The sequence below is a fragment of the Aquimarina algiphila genome (genome assembly GCF_947494415.1).
In the GTDB taxonomy this organism is placed as follows: Bacteria; Bacteroidota; Bacteroidia; order Flavobacteriales; family Flavobacteriaceae; genus Aquimarina; species Aquimarina algiphila.
On sequence record NZ_CANLVC010000002.1, the window covers coordinates 197,322 to 214,392 of the forward strand.

At 32.6% G+C, this 17,071-nt stretch carries 18 protein-coding genes; 3 read left to right on the top strand and 15 right to left on the bottom strand.

What is annotated here, in order from left to right:
- Nucleotides 1-91: 91 nt before the first annotated feature.
- Nucleotides 92-1,462 carry an MATE family efflux transporter gene (locus PQF96_RS03405; protein ID WP_271765091.1) on the bottom strand — a complete coding sequence of 457 codons (1,371 nt, stop codon included), beginning with the start codon at nucleotides 1,460-1,462 and terminating at the stop codon, nucleotides 92-94.
- Between the two features lie 98 nt (nucleotides 1,463-1,560).
- Here PQF96_RS03405 and PQF96_RS03410 point away from each other — a divergent pair, with 98 nt between their 5' ends.
- Nucleotides 1,561-1,926 carry a hypothetical protein gene (locus tag PQF96_RS03410; RefSeq protein WP_109437201.1) on the top strand — a complete coding sequence of 122 codons (366 nt, stop codon included), beginning with the start codon at nucleotides 1,561-1,563 and terminating at the stop codon, nucleotides 1,924-1,926.
- 5 nt (nucleotides 1,927-1,931) lie between these two features.
- Here PQF96_RS03410 and PQF96_RS03415 read toward each other — a convergent pair whose 3' ends face one another.
- On the bottom strand, nucleotides 1,932-2,486 hold the full coding sequence (locus PQF96_RS03415; protein ID WP_271765092.1) for a hypothetical protein: 555 nt from the start codon (nucleotides 2,484-2,486) through the stop codon (nucleotides 1,932-1,934).
- A gap of 515 nt (nucleotides 2,487-3,001) precedes the next feature.
- Here PQF96_RS03415 and PQF96_RS03420 point away from each other — a divergent pair.
- Nucleotides 3,002-3,511: a hypothetical protein gene (locus tag PQF96_RS03420; protein WP_271765093.1), complete on the top strand. Its 510-nt coding sequence runs from the start codon at nucleotides 3,002-3,004 to the stop codon at nucleotides 3,509-3,511.
- Between the two features lie 158 nt (nucleotides 3,512-3,669).
- Here PQF96_RS03420 and PQF96_RS03425 read toward each other — a convergent pair whose 3' ends face one another.
- The 10 genes from PQF96_RS03425 to PQF96_RS03470 form a co-directional block, all read right to left on the bottom strand.
- Complete coding sequence (locus PQF96_RS03425; RefSeq protein WP_271765094.1) at nucleotides 3,670-5,058, bottom strand: M20/M25/M40 family metallo-hydrolase; 1,389 nt, start codon at nucleotides 5,056-5,058, stop codon at nucleotides 3,670-3,672.
- Between the two features lie 20 nt (nucleotides 5,059-5,078).
- Nucleotides 5,079-5,957, bottom strand: a complete 879-nt coding sequence (locus PQF96_RS03430) for a PPK2 family polyphosphate kinase (RefSeq protein WP_271765095.1) — start codon at nucleotides 5,955-5,957, stop codon at nucleotides 5,079-5,081.
- 122 nt (nucleotides 5,958-6,079) lie between these two features.
- Nucleotides 6,080-6,601, bottom strand: coding sequence for a hypothetical protein (locus PQF96_RS03435; RefSeq protein WP_160114241.1), 522 nt, complete (start codon nucleotides 6,599-6,601; stop codon nucleotides 6,080-6,082).
- A 51-nt stretch (nucleotides 6,602-6,652) separates the two neighbouring features.
- Nucleotides 6,653-7,816, bottom strand: coding sequence for a sigma-54-dependent transcriptional regulator (locus PQF96_RS03440; RefSeq protein WP_109437207.1), 1,164 nt, complete (start codon nucleotides 7,814-7,816; stop codon nucleotides 6,653-6,655).
- Nucleotides 7,816-8,715: a DUF6268 family outer membrane beta-barrel protein gene (locus PQF96_RS03445; RefSeq protein WP_271765096.1), complete on the bottom strand. Its 900-nt coding sequence runs from the start codon at nucleotides 8,713-8,715 to the stop codon at nucleotides 7,816-7,818. The genes PQF96_RS03440 and PQF96_RS03445 overlap by 1 nt, the downstream gene beginning before the upstream one ends.
- Nucleotides 8,716-8,761: 46 nt before the next feature.
- A complete protein-coding gene (locus PQF96_RS03450; protein ID WP_200825129.1) occupies nucleotides 8,762-9,649 on the bottom strand; it encodes a mechanosensitive ion channel family protein in 888 nt (295 codons plus the stop codon).
- Nucleotides 9,650-9,653: 4 nt separating this feature from the next.
- A complete protein-coding gene (locus PQF96_RS03455; protein ID WP_271765097.1) occupies nucleotides 9,654-10,952 on the bottom strand; it encodes an ABC transporter permease in 1,299 nt (432 codons plus the stop codon).
- The gene (locus PQF96_RS03460; RefSeq protein ID WP_109437209.1) at nucleotides 10,945-11,874 is read right to left on the bottom strand and encodes an ABC transporter ATP-binding protein; all 930 of its coding nucleotides are present in this window, start codon (nucleotides 11,872-11,874) and stop codon (nucleotides 10,945-10,947) included. Before PQF96_RS03460 ends, PQF96_RS03455 begins: the two co-directional genes overlap by 8 nt.
- Nucleotides 11,875-12,158: 284 nt before the next feature.
- Complete coding sequence (dnaJ, locus tag PQF96_RS03465) at nucleotides 12,159-13,271, bottom strand: molecular chaperone DnaJ (protein ID WP_109437210.1); 1,113 nt, start codon at nucleotides 13,269-13,271, stop codon at nucleotides 12,159-12,161.
- A gap of 6 nt (nucleotides 13,272-13,277) precedes the next feature.
- Nucleotides 13,278-13,820 carry a nucleotide exchange factor GrpE gene (locus PQF96_RS03470; protein ID WP_109437211.1) on the bottom strand — a complete coding sequence of 181 codons (543 nt, stop codon included), beginning with the start codon at nucleotides 13,818-13,820 and terminating at the stop codon, nucleotides 13,278-13,280.
- 165 nt (nucleotides 13,821-13,985) lie between these two features.
- Here PQF96_RS03470 and PQF96_RS03475 point away from each other — a divergent pair, with 165 nt between their 5' ends.
- Nucleotides 13,986-14,657 (top strand): YceI family protein, encoded by a 672-nt coding sequence (locus tag PQF96_RS03475; RefSeq protein WP_109437212.1) that lies wholly within the window; start codon nucleotides 13,986-13,988, stop codon nucleotides 14,655-14,657.
- A 65-nt stretch (nucleotides 14,658-14,722) separates the two neighbouring features.
- On the opposite strand, the gene PQF96_RS03480 is transcribed toward PQF96_RS03475, so the two are convergent.
- From PQF96_RS03480 to PQF96_RS03490, 3 genes are all read right to left on the bottom strand, one after another.
- Nucleotides 14,723-15,628 (bottom strand): TIGR01777 family oxidoreductase, encoded by a 906-nt coding sequence (locus tag PQF96_RS03480; protein WP_271765098.1) that lies wholly within the window; start codon nucleotides 15,626-15,628, stop codon nucleotides 14,723-14,725.
- A 176-nt stretch (nucleotides 15,629-15,804) separates the two neighbouring features.
- Nucleotides 15,805-16,500: a tRNA (5-methylaminomethyl-2-thiouridine)(34)-methyltransferase MnmD gene (gene mnmD / locus PQF96_RS03485; protein WP_271765401.1), complete on the bottom strand. Its 696-nt coding sequence runs from the start codon at nucleotides 16,498-16,500 to the stop codon at nucleotides 15,805-15,807.
- Between the two features lie 11 nt (nucleotides 16,501-16,511).
- Nucleotides 16,512-17,018 carry a DUF4920 domain-containing protein gene (locus tag PQF96_RS03490; protein WP_109437214.1) on the bottom strand — a complete coding sequence of 169 codons (507 nt, stop codon included), beginning with the start codon at nucleotides 17,016-17,018 and terminating at the stop codon, nucleotides 16,512-16,514.
- Nucleotides 17,019-17,071: the final 53 nt, after the last annotated feature.

Consider the following 17,071-nt stretch of genomic DNA (forward strand, 5'->3'; position numbering starts at 1 on the left):
AAAAGGTATTCAACTTTTATTTTATTTAAAAAAAGAAGCCTTTTTTACATGGTTTTCAGGATAAAAAAACCCTGAACAGCTGTCGGAAATACTATTTGTTTTGAATTAATTTCTTGGTTAAAACATTGAATCTAACATACAATAAAACGGCAGAAGCAGTAAGTCCCGCCAATAATCCAATCCAAATCCCTGAGCTTTTATATTCAGTATACAATCCTAAATAATAACTAATAGGAAATCCTACTACCCAATACGCAATAAATGTAATAAATGTCGGTATTTTAACATCCTGAAGTCCACGTAAAGCTCCTAATACAGTAACCTGTATAGCGTCCGAAATTTGAAATAATGCTGCTATAAGTAACAATTTAGCCGCAATAGTGATCACCTCTGTATTATCCGTAAGATTTTTTACATCTTTTACATCTAAATAAATTTTAGGTAACATTTGATTAAAGATGATAAAAATCAATGCAAAAACGGTTGCTATAAGAAAAGACAACAAAAAAATTGATATGGCAATTCTTCTCAGCTCTGCAAACTGCTGCAATCCTTTTTGATTACCGACACGTACCATTGCTGCCACACTAAGCCCCATAGCGACCATAAATGTCATTGAAGATAAATTCAACGCAATTTGATTTGCCGCTTGCGGATTTTTGCCCAAAATTCCTGATAACCATATGGCAGCGGTAAAAATTGCAACTTCAAAAAACATCTGTAAAGCAGAAGGAAACCCTAATGCTATTATTTTATTGAGCATTTTACTTTCTAAAACGAAGAATTTAATTTGTGTAACATAGGCTTTTGATTTTTCTTTACCTCTAAGCAATATCCACAAAAAAATAACCATTACTAATCTTGAAACCAAAGTCCCTACAGCCGCTCCAACTATTCCCATTTGAGGAAAACCAAACTTACCAAAGATCAATAGATAATTTAAAACAATATTAACCACATTTGCAATGAGCGTAGCATACATTGGATAGCTTGTCATAGATAATCCATCTGAGAATTGTTTTAGTGCTTGAAAACTTACTAATGGAATCAAAGAAAAAGCAACCAAATCCAGATATGGTATTGCTAATTCAACCACTTCTATGGGTTGTTTCATGAAATACATCAATGGTTTTGCTACCAAAATCAATAGAAACAAAGCTATTCCTAAAGTTGTGCATAAAAATAACCCATGTTTAAACGCTGACTTACCTGTTTTAAAATTATTCTCCCCATCTGCTTCTGCAACTAAGGGTGTAATTGCCGTAGAAAAACCAATACCCAGGGACATCGCTATAAACATAAAACTATTTCCCAAAGATACTGCAGCTAATTCTGCGGTTCCCAACTGTCCCACCATAATATTATCGATCAACCCTACAAAAGTATGCCCTAGCATTCCCAACATTACTGGTGCTGCAAGTTTAAGGTTGTATCGAAACTCTTTGGTGTATTGTTGTAGCATTCTTTGATTTTGAACTCGCAAAGGTATTATAACCGATATAAATTAAAATATTCTTATTGTATATTTAACGTTATTTAAAATAAGTCATAAAAGAAAATATGTCTGAAATTATTAATAATGAAAAAGAAATCAAAAAGAGAAATAGGATTAGGATTTATCTTATCATTGTAAGTATTGTTTCTATCATACTTATATTACCAACGATACCATTTATCCTGGCAGCATTTTTTATGTTTAGTGCTCCTCTTACTCATGATAGTATCATACAATCTATTTCAGTTGCAAGCCTAATTTTCTTTCCTTTTATAGTATTTGGTAGTCTTATACCTTCATGGGTATTATTTGCTAGTAAGAAACATTTTCTATCTATACTTTTTGCTAGCATACCAATTTTGGACGCGTTTATCTATGGATTGACTATGGCTTATAAGATGATATTGTGTAATGGAAGTTTTGATTGTTGACAAAACTAGCCTTCTTTTCCTAGCTGAACCAATGACAGTTCATTATCATTTGGGATATTGTATTCATCACATGATGTTTTTTTATTCGCATATGACTCAGGGGTAATTTCTACCCAATAATCATCTCCAAAAAGCTTAAAAAAATAGCGGTTATCAATGTACAATTCAAAAACTTCTTCTACCATATTATAACCATTATTATTGATTTCGGTACTTGTAGTATCTCTTTGAACTGAAATATATTTTTCTTTTAGATAATGAACATAAACTGAATTCTCGCAAAAAAGTATATGTTTAGGCTCACCACTTCCTCCATCCCAATTTACATCACCTCCATCTACAGTAAATTTATAAGTATAACTATGCGTTGTTCTATAATTATGCTTTGAAAAAATTCCTATCTCCTTAGTTGTTTCATTGGTTTTTTCGACCACCAAACGCATACCATTATCTAGTAATTTATTTGTTTTATCAACTTGTTTTTCTGTTTCTGAGGTGCAATTGCTACATACCGCTACAAGAAATAACAAAACCATTACTTTATATAATGTATTCTTCATTTTATTCTTTCTATTTTAATGTAAATGTAAACAATATACAATGGAAAAATCTTACTGTTTTCAGTGAAATACAGATATCTACTGGATGTTTTCAAATATCATTTCCTGATATCATTTATAACAACAGAGCTACCTTACTTTAAATCCTTGACAAAAATGAATGATTAATACTCTATTGCATGAAGCATAAAAAACTGTTCTTCTGAAAAGGTTTTACCTATGTTTATGATACAAGCTTACTAAAAAAAAGTGATCTTCCACTATTCCATTTAACTCATTCACTCATTCTTTTAGCATAATAATTCATTATGTATTAATCTTACAGAGTACTTAAAAAATATTTAACAAAGTAGCCACTATCTATTTTTGTTTACAAAGACGGAATCCGAAAAGTCTTAATCCAAATAGAGTAGGAATTTAATTCAAAGAGTACGTATTGACCTTTCGTTTTATGTTTAATCAAGAAAAAGCGATATTCAATGAGGTAGTATACTTCTCTACAAAACAATAAAATCATGTCATATACTGTAAGTTGTTCACCTGGGGTTGGAAATAACTATATTACCATTACTGGTCTTTTACAATTATTTAGTACACCCAATCCTCCTCAAACTATCTCATTTCCTTCTTTTTCAAAAAAAGACCAAAGAACACTCTCTGAAGGGGAAGGTTCTATCATAGAATTTGACGCTTCTTTTCCCAGTTCTCTAATTTCTATTAGATTAAACACCTGTGCGTCAATTTGTATAGTAAACTCACAAAACACAAAAGCTTATGTTTTACATGCCAAGTCAGGTATTATACGTCGTGAAGAATTTGACGAAGCACTTAATGCTATGGGGAATCAAGTTCGTCCTCGCCATTTAAGTATTGTTTATGCGCATCCCGGACCATCAGATAATAACTATAAAAACAGTATTATGCAGTTAGAATGGTGGAATGTTCCGTCAGATAATATAGTAGAAATAACGAATGTACCAGGTGTCCAATTTGGATTAAACAATCTTCTACAATTAGGATATTAATATAAAATAATGCAAGTCGTATTTAATTAAGGCTAATCAACTATTGATTATCCTTAATTAAATAACAATGCTGTAAAACAAAAGTACAACTTCGTCTATTTTGAGTAATTTAAATATCACTTGATATTAAAAGTTCTCTAACATACTTTATCGAAATACTATTTTACTCCATATTTATCAAAAAGGTACATAAGACTCGTCATTGTTGCTGCTCCTAATTCTAGTTCTCTTTTATTAACTGCATCAAAAGTATCATTCTTTGCATGGTGATAATCAAAGTAACGTTGTGAATCGGGTCGTAATCCTGCAAGTACAATTCCATCTTTTTTAAGAGGCCCTATATCTGCACCACTTCCGCCTTTGGCGAAATAGTGTACTAAGTACGGTTCAAAAAGAGGTTTCCAGCCTTCAATCATATTAAAATTAGCATCATCACAATCAAAAGAAAAACCTCTTGGTGTAAACCCTCCTGCATCGCTTTCTAAAGCAAAAACATGGTTTTCTCCCTTATTTTTAGCAACTTCTGCATATTTTTTTCCTCCACGCAAACCATTTTCTTCATTCATAAATAAAACAACACGAATGGATCGTTTTGGTTTATATCCAATTTCTTTAAATATTCGCAATACTTCCATAGATTGTACAACCCCTGCACCATCATCATGAGAGCCATCACCAAGATCCCAGGAATCAAGATGTCCGCCAACTACCATATATTCATTCGGAAATTCACTTCCTGTAATTTCTCCAATCACATTATATGACTTTACATCTTTCCAGGTACGACAGTTCATATTAATATGAAACTTAATCTTTGGGTTGAGTTTAAGCATAGAACTTAACAGATCCGCTCCATTTGTACTAATTGCAACCGCTGGAATTTTATCTGCATCTTTAAGATTTCCATAACTCATTGCACCTGTATGAGGAAAATCGTCTAATCTAAGATTCATCGAACGCACAATAACTCCTGTTGCTCCATACTTAGCTGCCTCTGCTGCTCCAGAATATCGTTGATCTACACAACCTCCATATGCTCTAAATGTTTCTATTAAATCTGCTTGCATAGGGCGATTATAAAAAACCAATTTTCCTTCAATTTGCTCTTTTCCCAATGCTGAAAGCTCTTCTAATCCTTTTACCTCTATAATCGAAGCTTTAATTCCTCCTATCGGTGTAGGCACCGATCCTCCTAAGGCACAAATTGGCACATTGGTTGTCACTCCTGGTTCTGTTTCTATGTATGCAAATTCAGTTACTCCTCTAGTCCACTTGGGAACCATAACCGATTGTAACCATACCTTATCAATACCAAGTGTTTTTAATTCTTTTTCTCCCCATTCTACTGCCAATTGTGCATTTACAGAACCTGACAGTCTTCCTCCTATCTGATTAGACAAGTAATCTAACCATGAATAACTCTCTCCATTGAGTAATGAGGTATCATATATCTTTTTTAATATGATCGAATCTTCTTTTACATCATTTTGAGCGAAGCTACTTAATGATAAAATTGCAAATATGATTGGGATTATAATTCTTGACATAATGTGTTTTTTACAGGCTTTTATTCGTTTTCTAATTGCTTTTTATAAAGTCCTAAATTTGCTTTTGTTTTATCATCTAATTCTGGTTCCTGTATATCATCATACTCTTTTAAAGTATCATATAATGTTTTAGCGACAATATACCTTGCTACAGGCTTATCATCTGCCGGAATTACATACCAGGGAGCATGAGATAAAGAAGTTCTATTTATTGCTTCTTGATAACAAGCTTGATACGTATCCCAAAGTTTACGCTCTTTTAGATCTCCTGATGAAAATTTCCAATTTTTCTCTTTTTTTTCGAGTCTGCGTAGTAGTCTATTCTTTTGCTCTCCTTTGGATAGGTGTAAGTAAAATTTATAAATCAACGTACCATTTTCTGCAATATGTTTCTCAAAATTTCGTATTTGTTCAAAACGTTTATCCCAGAAAGCATCAGTTATATCCTCAACGCTATTAATATGGGGTATATTTTCGCCCATTATATATTCTGGATGTACTCGAGTAACCAAGACATTTTCATAGTGTGTCCTGTTAAAGACCCCAAATTTACCACGCTGTGGCAAAGCAATATAATGTCTCCATAAATAGTCATGACCTAACTCTAACGCTGTAGGTACCTTAAAACTATGTACGATTATCCCACGGGTATTAAAATCTTTAAAAACTTCTCTAATTAAACTATCTTTCCCAGAAGTATCCATACCTTGAAGACAGACCAATACTGCATATTTACCATGAGCGTATAATGTATCCTGAAGCTTCCCTAGTTTTTCGCGAACTTCTTCAAGTTCCTTTTCTATTTTCTTTTCATCTTCTTTAAGATCAAAAGTGGTAGGAATATTAGACAGTTCTACAGGATCGGATACTTTAAAATCTTCGTGATTTATCTTCTTCATGATATGATTTGTGTTATTATCCGAAAGATACTAAAGTTTTCTATGGGTAAGAAAATTGTTTTGATGTTAAACTCTCATATATTTCGGTTTTAACAACATCTATTTTTTATTGAAACTCTTAACTATTTGGCATTAAAGTCATAACTAAAGCCTATCAGGAAGGTGTCATATCTTCTTCCTAAACTCTTTACATTTAATTCTGCAAAAATATGGACATATCTGGTTGCTTGATGTAATGCTCTAATTTTTATTTGTGCTCCATGATTAAAGTTTCCTGTTCTAAATCCCAAAAAAGCTTCATCTTCGATCTCTTCAAAAACACTCGAATCATTACCAACATACCCCATACCAGCGGTTATAGTTGTAGGATACCAGTTAAACAATATTAAATTTACTCCAAAAGCTAATTCATTAAATCCTTCATAATCTTCATCAGCACCTATAGCAAACGTACGATTATACTCTCCCATAAAAGTAGTATAACAATTAAACGCATACTCTACTCTAGCTCCTAAAGCTATTTCTTTATCCAGTGCAAAACTTTTTGCTGCTATAAAGCCATAATTAGTTGCTCCTGGATCATACTGAGCATTAGCCGTATTTATAATATACGACATTAAAATCAAACATAGAATTCTTTTCATTTCTTAGGGCATATGGAGTATTGGTCGCAAGATCATGTTTTTAATTACTTCTTACTTTGCCGCAAAAAGTTTAACATCTTCCTCACTCACTTCATTACCTCCAAGAATAATCAGGCGTTCAATTACGTTTCGTAACTCCCTTATATTACCTGTCCAATCATACTGTTGTAATTGCTTAATTGCTTTGGGTGAAAAATTCTTAACAGGTGCCCCTTGTTCTCGTGCTATTTTCTTGGTAAAATATTCTACCAATAAAGGAATATCATCCCTTCTGTCATTTAGCGCGGGTACTTTTACCAAAATTACAGCAAGTCTGTGATATAAATCTTCTCTAAATTTATTATCAGCTATTTCTTTCTTTAAATCCTTATTTGTTGCGGCAACAACTCTAACATCGACTTTAATATCTTTGTCATTACCTACTCGTTGTATCTTATTCTCCTGTAAAGCTCTTAATACCTTTGCTTGTGCAGAAAGGCTCATATCTCCTATTTCATCAAGAAATATTGTTCCCCCATTGGCTGCTTCAAATTTACCTGCACGATCTTTATTTGCTGAAGTAAAAGCTCCTTTTACATGACCAAAAAGTTCACTTTCTATTAATTCACCGGGTATTGCAGCACAATTCACCTCTATCATTGGTCCTTTTGAGCGTTCACTTTTTTGGTGAATCCAATGTGCCACCAACTCTTTCCCTGTACCATTAGGTCCGGTAATTAATACTCTAGCATCAGTTGCAGCAACCTTATCAATAATGTTTTTTATATCAGAAATAGCTTGAGATTCACCTATCATCTCGTAGTTTTTAGAAACTTTCTTTTTAAGCATCTTATTTTCTACGACCAATTCTTTTCGATCCAAAGCATTACGTACTGTATTGAGTAAACGATTTAAGTCTGGTGGTTTAGAAATATAATCAAAAGCGCCTAAACGCATTGTATTTACAGCGGTATCCAAATCACCATGACCAGAGATCATAACAATAGGAATTTCTGGTTTTATCTTTTTTATAGCTTCTAATACCTCTACTCCATCCATTTTAGGCATTTTAATATCACAAAGTACAAGATCGTACTCGTCTGCTTTAATTTTTTCAATCCCAACAAGCCCATCTTCGGCTTCAAAGACTTCATAATTACTACTTTCTTCAGATAAGATTTTCACAAGAACTCTTCGGATCGCCGCTTCGTCTTCAATTACTAATATTTTTGCCATTATATTTTTAGTTTTATTCCGCTACGGAAATAGAATGTATTTTGATCATTAATCTTCAGTACATTTTCCTGATTCCCATCCCGTAAGCGAATTTCATTACTTAATGTATATCCTCCATATGCATAGAACAATAAGTGTTCCGTAAAATAATATTGATATCCTAATGCTCCTATAATATTTAGCATAGAAGCGTTTTCTGCCACTTTTGTTTCTCCATTTTGATCTACAAACGCTCTGTTGTTTTGCAAATTACCATAAAATCGATCAAGACCAATAAACGCTTGTAAAGTATTCTTCTCATTAAAAAAATACTTAATACTTGTTTTAGGTGTACCCAGCGAATATGACCAACTAGGATGAAATCTTTTAAAATAATTAATAATCGGTAACGGAAAATTTATACTTGCGGGGGTGGCATATCGCAGGCCTAATATCAAACGTGATGTCTTAGGAGCATTTTTATTTTTATAGCTTTTTACAAAATATAGAGATCCTGTATATCTGAAATCATCACTTTCTAATCCAGAACCTTCAAAATTAGATGAAATCCCTACTCCTACCTTAGTTCCAAAGCGCCAGTTATTTTTCATTTTAAACGTATAACCAAGCTCTAGTCCAAAAGTTTGGAAATTATTAAAATCTCCTCTATCATCTATAACCAACCCATCATCTATCTTTAAACTATTATACCTGTATTGTGGACTTATGACCAAATAAGTTCCTTTATCATCCATTTTTATAGGATAATTAAAAGAAAACCTAACTCTGCTATATACATTATCACTGTCTGCTTGTGGAATATAAGCATACTCAAATCTCACCAAGTCAGTGTCTTGCGCTTTTAGATTACTAAAAGCATATAGAAGTATGCATGCTACAAGCAGGGAGTTTTTTATCATCTTGGGGAGTTGTATGTTATATGCACTTCCATATTCTTTTATTCTTTTATTCTTTTACAATAGTGATTTCACGTTGTGGGAAAGGAATATTAATATTATGTTCTCTAAATAGACGATCTATTTCAAATCGAATTTCACTTTTTGGTATTGCTCCCTGAAAACTATCATTAATAGTAAAAATTAATTTAAAATTTAATGAGCTATCTGCAAAATCAGTAAATAAAACTAATGGTGGTGGTTCTTTTAACACGTTTGAATTAGATAGGGCTGCTTTAGTAAGCAACTCCTTAACCAATTCGGTATCACTCCCATATGCCACACCAATGGTAACCGACTCTCTTGTAACTGAACCATTCTGAGTCCAATTATACAACACTGATGTTAAGTATTTATGATTAGGAATAATCAATACTTTATTATCAATGGTCACTGCTCTGGTAGTTCGCAATTTAATTTCTTCTACTCTTCCCACTTTACCATCTAACTCTATAATATCGCCTACATGTACGGTTTGGTCCATGAAAATAAAAACACCTGACAATATATCCTGAATAAAAGTTTGTAATGCAAGTCCAACACCTACTAATAAAGCAGCAGAAGCGGCAAATATCGCTGTAATATTAAAACCAATACTGTCTAAAGTAAAAAAGATAACGATCAGATAAACAAAATATTTTGAAAATGAGAATATGGATTCGAATTTTTGTTTATCCTCTCTACGAAGTTTTTTGGTTACAACTCTTTTAAAGATTTTAAGTAAAAAAGAAGTGATAACCATTATTAAAATAACAAAAAGTAATAATCCAACAGTTAATTTAATTGAATGATCTTTTCCAAAATAAAAAATTTCATAACTCAAAAAATCCTGTATAGTTCCCCAAATATTTTCTTGAATTACTTCTTTTACCTGTTCTGTAAGTTCTTCCTGAATCATAGGGTTAATACTTTATCCATTTAAATAGTTCTTTATAGCTTGGTTTTTTTCCATACATAAGTATTCCTACTCTATATATTTTACCTGCTAACCATATGATAAAGATAATACTTCCTATTAATAAAAAGATAGAGATCAATACTTCCCACCAAGGTACTCCAAAAGGAATTCGCATCAGCATCACTATAGGAGAGGTCAAAGGGATCATAGAAAACACAGTCGATACCGTACCATGAGGATTTTCTATTACAGAGAAGAAACCTACATAAATCCCTAACATCAATGGTAATATAATAGGTAACATAAATTGCTGAGAATCTGTTTCACTATCAACTGCAGCACCTATCGCCGCATAAATAGAACTGTACAAAAAGTAACCCCCTATAAAATAGATGAAAAACGAAAATATTAGAGTTCCCAATGGAAGTTTCAAAATGTCCTGAAGTAACAATTGTATTTCTTCATGATTTCCTTCTTGTAAAACCAATGATTCATCCATTCCTACAGGCTGAGGATCTATACCAAAAACTGATGTCGCTATTGTTAATAAAACTCCTCCCAAAATTACCCAAACCAAAAATTGAAGAATTCCAGCAAAAGAAGTTCCTAATATTTTCCCCATCATTAATTGTATAGGTTTTACCGAAGAAATAATAATTTCTATAATACGATTAGATTTTTCCTCTATTACGGATCGCATAACCATATTACCATAAATAATGATAAACATCATCAAAAAATATCCTGCCGCTCCGCCAAAAACCATTTTTACATAACTAGACATCTTAGAGGTTTTCTCTCCAGAAAAATTCTCTATTTGAATATTTACTTTGGCTTTAGCTTTTTCTATCATGGATAAATCAAGGCCTTTTTCTGTAAAATTTTGATTAGTTAGTTTATTTCCTATTATTTTTTCAATTTTATTAAGGATTGAGATATTAGGAGATTCATCTGCATAAAATTGAATTGAGGTTGCAAGTTCTTTATTTGTGTTCTTTTTAGGAATATATAGCAATCCATCCAACTGTTTAATTACCACAGAATCCTTTGCATCGTTTAAAGGCAATCTACTATAGTCTATATAATCAATTTCATCAGAATCTTTAAAATCAAAAGTAAATAAACCAGTTTCATCAAAAAATGCAACTTTATGAATCTCATCATTATTTAAGGTCGTTAACCACGCAATTAATGAAATCATACCTACAAAGATCAATGGACTTAAGAACGTCATCACTATAAATGTTCTATTGCGAACCCGAGCTATAAATTCTCTTTTAATAATTAACTTAAGGTTACTCATTCTCTGTAATTGTTTTAATAAATATCTCGTTAACTCCTGGTATTACTTCATTAAACCTCATAACCTGCCCTCTTTCTGACAAATATCTAAGTAAGTCATTCGATGATGCATTATTATCCAAAGTTATTTTCATTTTCAATTGATCATCAATCACTTTAAAATCAGCAGGTGTAACAGTAAATTTCTCTTTTAAGTTATTATATATTTTATCATGATCATCTGTTAGAAGACCAACCTCGAAGGTATTAGACTTATAAGTTCTTTTAATCTCTGATACTTCTCCTTCCAGGATTTTTTTTGATTTATTAATTAATGCAATATGATCACATAATTCTTCTACGCTTTCCATTCGGTGTGTAGAAAATATCACAGTGGCTCCCTCATCACGTAACTGTAAAATTTCATCTTTGATTACATTTGCATTTATAGGATCAAAACCACTAAAAGGCTCATCAAAAATCAGTAGTTTAGGTCTATGCAATATAGTTACAATAAATTGTACTTTTTGAGCCATCCCTTTAGAGAGTTCCTGAATTTTCTTGTTCCACCAATGAGTAATTTCAAATTTATCGAACCAAAACTTAAGGCGCTCTTTTGCTTCTGTCTTACTTAACCCTTTTAATTGAGCGAGGTATAATGCCTGCTCTCCTACTTTCATAGATTTATACAATCCCCGTTCTTCAGGTAGATATCCAATATCCTTAATATGTTTGGGATTCAACAATTCATTATCTAAATATACACTTCCTTCGTCTGGTAATGTAATTTGATTAATAATTCGTATTAGTGTGGTCTTACCAGCTCCATTGGGACCAAGTAATCCAAAGATACTTCCTTTGGGTACTTGAATTGATACATCCTCTAATGCTGTAAAAGTTCCAAATCGTTTTGTGGCTTGCCGTACCTCTAAAAGATTAGTCATAGACCGTAAAATATTATTGTAGTTTATTATAGAAGCTGAATGATACGAAAACTTGAAAACTTATACTAATTATGTTAAATATTAATTAGTATATATTTTTAAAATCAAATTATACAAAAAACAAAACCCACCCTGAATACAAGTATTTAGGATGGGAAAAAAATTGCTATGAAAAAGAAAAATTATCACTAAATGCGCTAGTGATGTCTCAAATATACGAATTTTTCTTAATCAAACGTTAATAGAATTGAATCATTCTCAATGGTTAAAATCACTCAATTCTATTACGAAAACATATCTTTTACTTTTTCAAAAAATGATTTCTCTCCACTTTCAGGGTTAGGTCTAAAATGATCATCTTTAGACATTTTTTCGAAAAATTCTCGTTGTTCTTTATTTAATGTTTTAGGTGTCCATACATTTACATGAACCAGCAAGTCTCCTTTTCCATAACCATTAAGGCTAGGAATACCTTTCCCTCTTAATCTCAAGATCTTACCACTTTGCACTCCTTCTTCAATCTTAATACGTACCTTACCCGATACAGTATCAATTTCTCTCGACGCTCCTAGAGCAGCTTCAGAGAAGCTAATATACAAGTCATAATGTAAGTTATTCCCTTCTCGTTGAAGTTCTGGATGTTCTTGTTCTTCTATAGCTACCAAAAGATCTCCAGCGATTCCATCACCTGGAGCTTCATTACCTTTTCCTGAAACCTTAAGTTGCATCCCATCCTCTACTCCTGCAGGAATACTAATACTTACGGTTTCTTCTGTCACTTTTAATCCTTGACCATCTGCATCAGAAGGCCTATAATCCATTACTTGACCTGCTCCTCCACAAGTAGAACATGCAGATGAAGTTTGCATTCTTCCAAGAATTGTATTGGTAACTCTTGTTACCTGTCCTGTTCCGTTACAAGTCCCACAAGTTTTATAAGTGGTTCCTGGAGCCTGGATTTTTCTTTTAACTTTGATTTTTTTGTCTACTCCATTCGCAATCTCTTCTAAAGTAAGCTTAACACGAATACGTAGATTACTTCCTTTAACTCTACGTTGTCTGCCGCCTCCGCCAAAACCGCCAAAGCCACCAAAACCGCCGCCACCAAAGATGTCACCAAATTGACTAAAGATATCATCCATATTCATACCTCCGCCACCTCCAAAGCCACCGCCTTCAAATGCCTGATGACCATATTGATCATAACGTGCTTTCTTATCAGGATCGCTTAAAATCTCATATGCTTCAGCTGCTTTTTTGAACTTCTCTTCTGCTGTAGCATCTCCTGGATTTTTATCAGGGTGATATTCAATAGCTTTTTTACGGTATGCTTTTTTTATTTCAGCATCTGTAGCATTTTTGCTTATCCCTAATATCTCGTAAAAATCTTCCTTCATACCTAATTATTGTCCTGTTACCACTTTAGGAAAACGAATAACCTTGTCTCCCAGTTTATAGCCTTTTTCTATAACATCAACGATTTTGCCTTTAAGATCGTCGCTTGGAGCTGGAATTTGAGTAATAGCCTCATGATCATCTGCATTAAAAGTATCACCTGCAATTACTTCCACTTCTGATAAACCTTTACTCTTTAATGTTTCTTTTAACTTATTATGAATAAGTTCTACTCCTTTGATAAGATTCTTATCCTCTGACTTCTCAATTTCTTTTGATGCTCTGTCAAAATCATCCAATACAGGTAACATAGACTGTATCACATCCTGACTTGCTGTCTTGAATAACTCTAAACGTTCTTTAGAAGTTCGTTTTTTATAGTTTTCGAATTCTGCAAAAAGTCTTAAAAATTTATCTTTTTCCTTGTCTAATTCTTCTTTAAGCTCTGTTACAGGATCTACTTTTTCAGTCTCTGTTTCTTCAACAGGAGTATCAAGTACTTCTTCTACTTGATCCTTTACATCTTCAGTATTTTTATTTTTCTTACTCATGTAATTCGTACCTTTTATACGTTTTCAATTTGAAGTAGCAAAAGTACTGCCATTTTTGAATTGAATGTCATAATGTCACAGGATTTTTTTAGTATATATTTAAGAGTATTTCATTTGTTAAAAAATATTTTTGAAATCGTTTAAAACCCATATAAACTAATTTTCATGAAAATCAAATTAATCAGCGTATTAGCAATCGCTATCATCGGTATTTCTACTTATTCTTGTAAAGGAGAAAAACAAAATGAAACAGAAGCTAATACCGCAGAAGAAGTGCAAAAAGCTTCACCTGAAGCCATTACTTATATTGTGGATTCTGCATCCAGCACCATAGATTGGATAGGCTCTAAACCAACAGGAAAGCATAACGGAACTATTAACATAGCAAACGGTAAGCTTAAAACCAAAGATGGAAAAATTGAAAGTGCATCATTTGAAATTGATATGACATCGATCACTGTAACTGATCTTGAAGGAGAAGAAAAAGCAGGCTTAGAAGGTCATCTAAAAGGCGAGGGAGAAGGTAAAGAAGATCATTTTTTCAATGTAGCTCAACATCCTAAAGCCTCTTTTGAAGTTACCGGAATTGCAGATAAAGAAGGAAAAAATTATATAGAAGGTAATCTTACTATAAAAGGTATTAAAAAGAACATCTCATTTCCTGCAAACATATCTACACAAGGAGACGTTGTTGTTCTAAACACAGAAATTTTTACTATTAACCGTACTGATTGGGGTGTGAATTATGCTTCAAAATCTGTATTTGAAGACTTAGGTGATAAGTTTATTAATGACGATATCGAGTTAAAAATTACGGTAAAAGCTAATAAAGGGTAATGTAGTAATATCCTTAAAAAACTCATTAAAATCCGGTATCATTAAGTGATATCGGTTTTTTTATTTCATTCTATTAATACATCAACTGCCATCACAATGTTATCATAATCAAAATCAAATCCCAAAGATGAAATCTTACCACTACACACCCGTTGACTTGAAAATAAAAGGCTATGCATATCTCCTAGGATTAGTTTCATTGTAAGCCTGGGTACATTAGGCAAAATAATTCTTTTATTATATTTTTCTGCTATTGTACGAGTAAGTTTTTTATTAGAAACGGGATTTGGAGCAACCGCGTTAAAAACACCTGTTAATTCTTCTTGAACAACAAACATAAACATACGAGCAAGATCATGAACATGTATCCAACTTTGCCATTGTTTACCATTCCCGAAAAAAGACCCCATTCCTAATTGGATTGGTTTAGCAATTTTAGGAAATGCTCCTCCTTTTTCTGACAGCACCAATCCTATACGTAACAAACTAACATCTATATTTATAGTTTCAAAATCTAAGACAGCTTTTTCCCATTTCTCTACTACCTCTCCTAAAAAACCTGAGTCTCTTTCTGTAGCATCTTCCATATAATAATTTTGAAATGAGTCTGGATATACCCCAATTGCACTAGCCGAAACAATGTGCCGAACCGAATGTTTTGTAGTCTTTAAAGATTCAAGAATAAGAGAAGCCGTATTGGTTCTGCTCTCCAATATTTCCTTTTTATAAGATGAAGTCCATCGTTTTGCTACAGTAGCTCCTACCAGATTAATAATGACCTCGACACCTACAAAACAATCCGTATCGATCTCACCTTTTTTAGGATCCCAAAAATAACCTGTATAACCAGGATCAGAACTTAATTTGTTTTTACTAGTGGTCAGATAATTAACATCAATATTCTGTTGACGGCACACACTTACTATTTCCTGACCTATTAAACCGGTAGCACCAGTAATTAAAATTTTCATCTGTTCTTTTTATTATTTTTAGCCTTAATAATGAATGATCACTGAATATTCTAATCGTCTTAGTAATTGTGATTCTAATCTATTTTGTGTGCTACAAAGTACTATCACCCTATAACAAAACCAATTCCTTTATTATAGGTTTAACAATCGTTTATTAAAATTTATACCTCACAATTTCAGTTTGCATCACCAATATTATCTTTCTTAGTAGCTCTGAGCATTTCTCTTTTTCCCGGAGGCCCAGGAAGTCTTTCTGTTTCAAAACCAACTTCTTGCATTGCTCTTCTCACACTTCCTTTAGCTGCGTAGGTTACCAAAACTCCATTTGGACGAAGTGCGTTATACATCTTTCCAAAAATTTCTACAGTCCAAAGCTCAGGTTGAACCCTTGCTCCAAAAGCATCAAAATATATCAAGTCAAAATTATTTTGATCCTTTATATCCACAAAAAATTGTTTCCTTTTTGTGAATATAAAATTCGATTTAACTTCGAATGGTTGTTCCCAAGGTGATTCGTGTAAATCATCAAAAATGGATGTGTTCTCCTTTTCAGAAAGTGCTTCGGGATATTTCATCAATCTGGCTTCATGTATTGAAACCGGATATGCTTCTACTCCAACATAATCAATATTCTGGTTAATTTTCTGCGCTTCTAAAAAAGTCACAAAAGCATTTAATCCAGTCCCAAAACCTATTTCTAAAATATGAAGAGGGTTAAAAAAATTTTTCGCCAAAATATGTTTAAAACCAGTATCTATAAAAACATGTTTGGCTTCATTAACTGCTCCATGCTTAGAATGATAATGCTCGTCTAAATCAGGTAAATGAATCGTTTTTGACCCATCTGCCGTAGTAATAATTTTACGTTGTATATGATCTTGCATTAGTTTTTTATCAAAACGCCATCAGCAATAAATGAGTATGTTTTTTTTGGAGTGGTAATACTGGCTATTTCTTCATCTGTTTTTCCTGCATCACTTGCAAAATGACGTTGTTCTTCTACAGATACTTCACTCACATACGCTTTACCTTGAACAATTACTGTATCATTTTCGATATCCTTAGGAACAAAAAAACCATAATCTTTAAATTTTACCATAGTTTCTTTATCATCTCCTAAGGTAACTTTCATCCAACATCCCTTGGCTTTGCAAACATTATTGACCGTGCTCGAAAATGCAATTGCAACCGTATCTCCTTCTTTAAGTGTTTTGTATTGCTCTGCAATTGATTTTTTATTATGAATATTTTCTGAAGACACTTTCCCTCCATAACTTTCATAATTTTTACTATCAATCTCTGCAATAGAGAATGTATTTTGACCATTATTTGATAAATTACAACTCATCAACAATAGTAATACCGCAAAAAATAGTATATTTTTTTTCATAATCTTTTATTATCCTGACGTTTTGTAAAATTAAACATTTTTAAAATTCTTAT

Coding starts and splice junctions, on each gene's coding strand:
- PQF96_RS03405 (WP_271765091.1), bottom strand. CDS start 1,462: ATGCTACAACAATACACCAAAGAGTTTCGATACAACCTTAAACTTGCA.
- PQF96_RS03410 (WP_109437201.1), top strand. CDS start 1,561: ATGTCTGAAATTATTAATAATGAAAAAGAAATCAAAAAGAGAAATAGG.
- PQF96_RS03415 (WP_271765092.1), bottom strand. CDS start 2,486: ATGAAGAATACATTATATAAAGTAATGGTTTTGTTATTTCTTGTAGCG.
- PQF96_RS03420 (WP_271765093.1), top strand. CDS start 3,002: ATGTCATATACTGTAAGTTGTTCACCTGGGGTTGGAAATAACTATATT.
- PQF96_RS03425 (WP_271765094.1), bottom strand. CDS start 5,058: ATGTCAAGAATTATAATCCCAATCATATTTGCAATTTTATCATTAAGT.
- PQF96_RS03430 (WP_271765095.1), bottom strand. CDS start 5,957: ATGAAGAAGATAAATCACGAAGATTTTAAAGTATCCGATCCTGTAGAA.
- PQF96_RS03435 (WP_160114241.1), bottom strand. CDS start 6,601: ATGAAAAGAATTCTATGTTTGATTTTAATGTCGTATATTATAAATACG.
- PQF96_RS03440 (WP_109437207.1), bottom strand. CDS start 7,816: ATGGCAAAAATATTAGTAATTGAAGACGAAGCGGCGATCCGAAGAGTT.
- PQF96_RS03445 (WP_271765096.1), bottom strand. CDS start 8,715: ATGATAAAAAACTCCCTGCTTGTAGCATGCATACTTCTATATGCTTTT.
- PQF96_RS03450 (WP_200825129.1), bottom strand. CDS start 9,649: ATGATTCAGGAAGAACTTACAGAACAGGTAAAAGAAGTAATTCAAGAA.
- PQF96_RS03455 (WP_271765097.1), bottom strand. CDS start 10,952: ATGAGTAACCTTAAGTTAATTATTAAAAGAGAATTTATAGCTCGGGTT.
- PQF96_RS03460 (WP_109437209.1), bottom strand. CDS start 11,874: ATGACTAATCTTTTAGAGGTACGGCAAGCCACAAAACGATTTGGAACT.
- dnaJ (WP_109437210.1), bottom strand. CDS start 13,271: ATGAAGGAAGATTTTTACGAGATATTAGGGATAAGCAAAAATGCTACA.
- PQF96_RS03470 (WP_109437211.1), bottom strand. CDS start 13,820: ATGAGTAAGAAAAATAAAAATACTGAAGATGTAAAGGATCAAGTAGAA.
- PQF96_RS03475 (WP_109437212.1), top strand. CDS start 13,986: ATGAAAATCAAATTAATCAGCGTATTAGCAATCGCTATCATCGGTATT.
- PQF96_RS03480 (WP_271765098.1), bottom strand. CDS start 15,628: ATGAAAATTTTAATTACTGGTGCTACCGGTTTAATAGGTCAGGAAATA.
- PQF96_RS03490 (WP_109437214.1), bottom strand. CDS start 17,018: ATGAAAAAAAATATACTATTTTTTGCGGTATTACTATTGTTGATGAGT.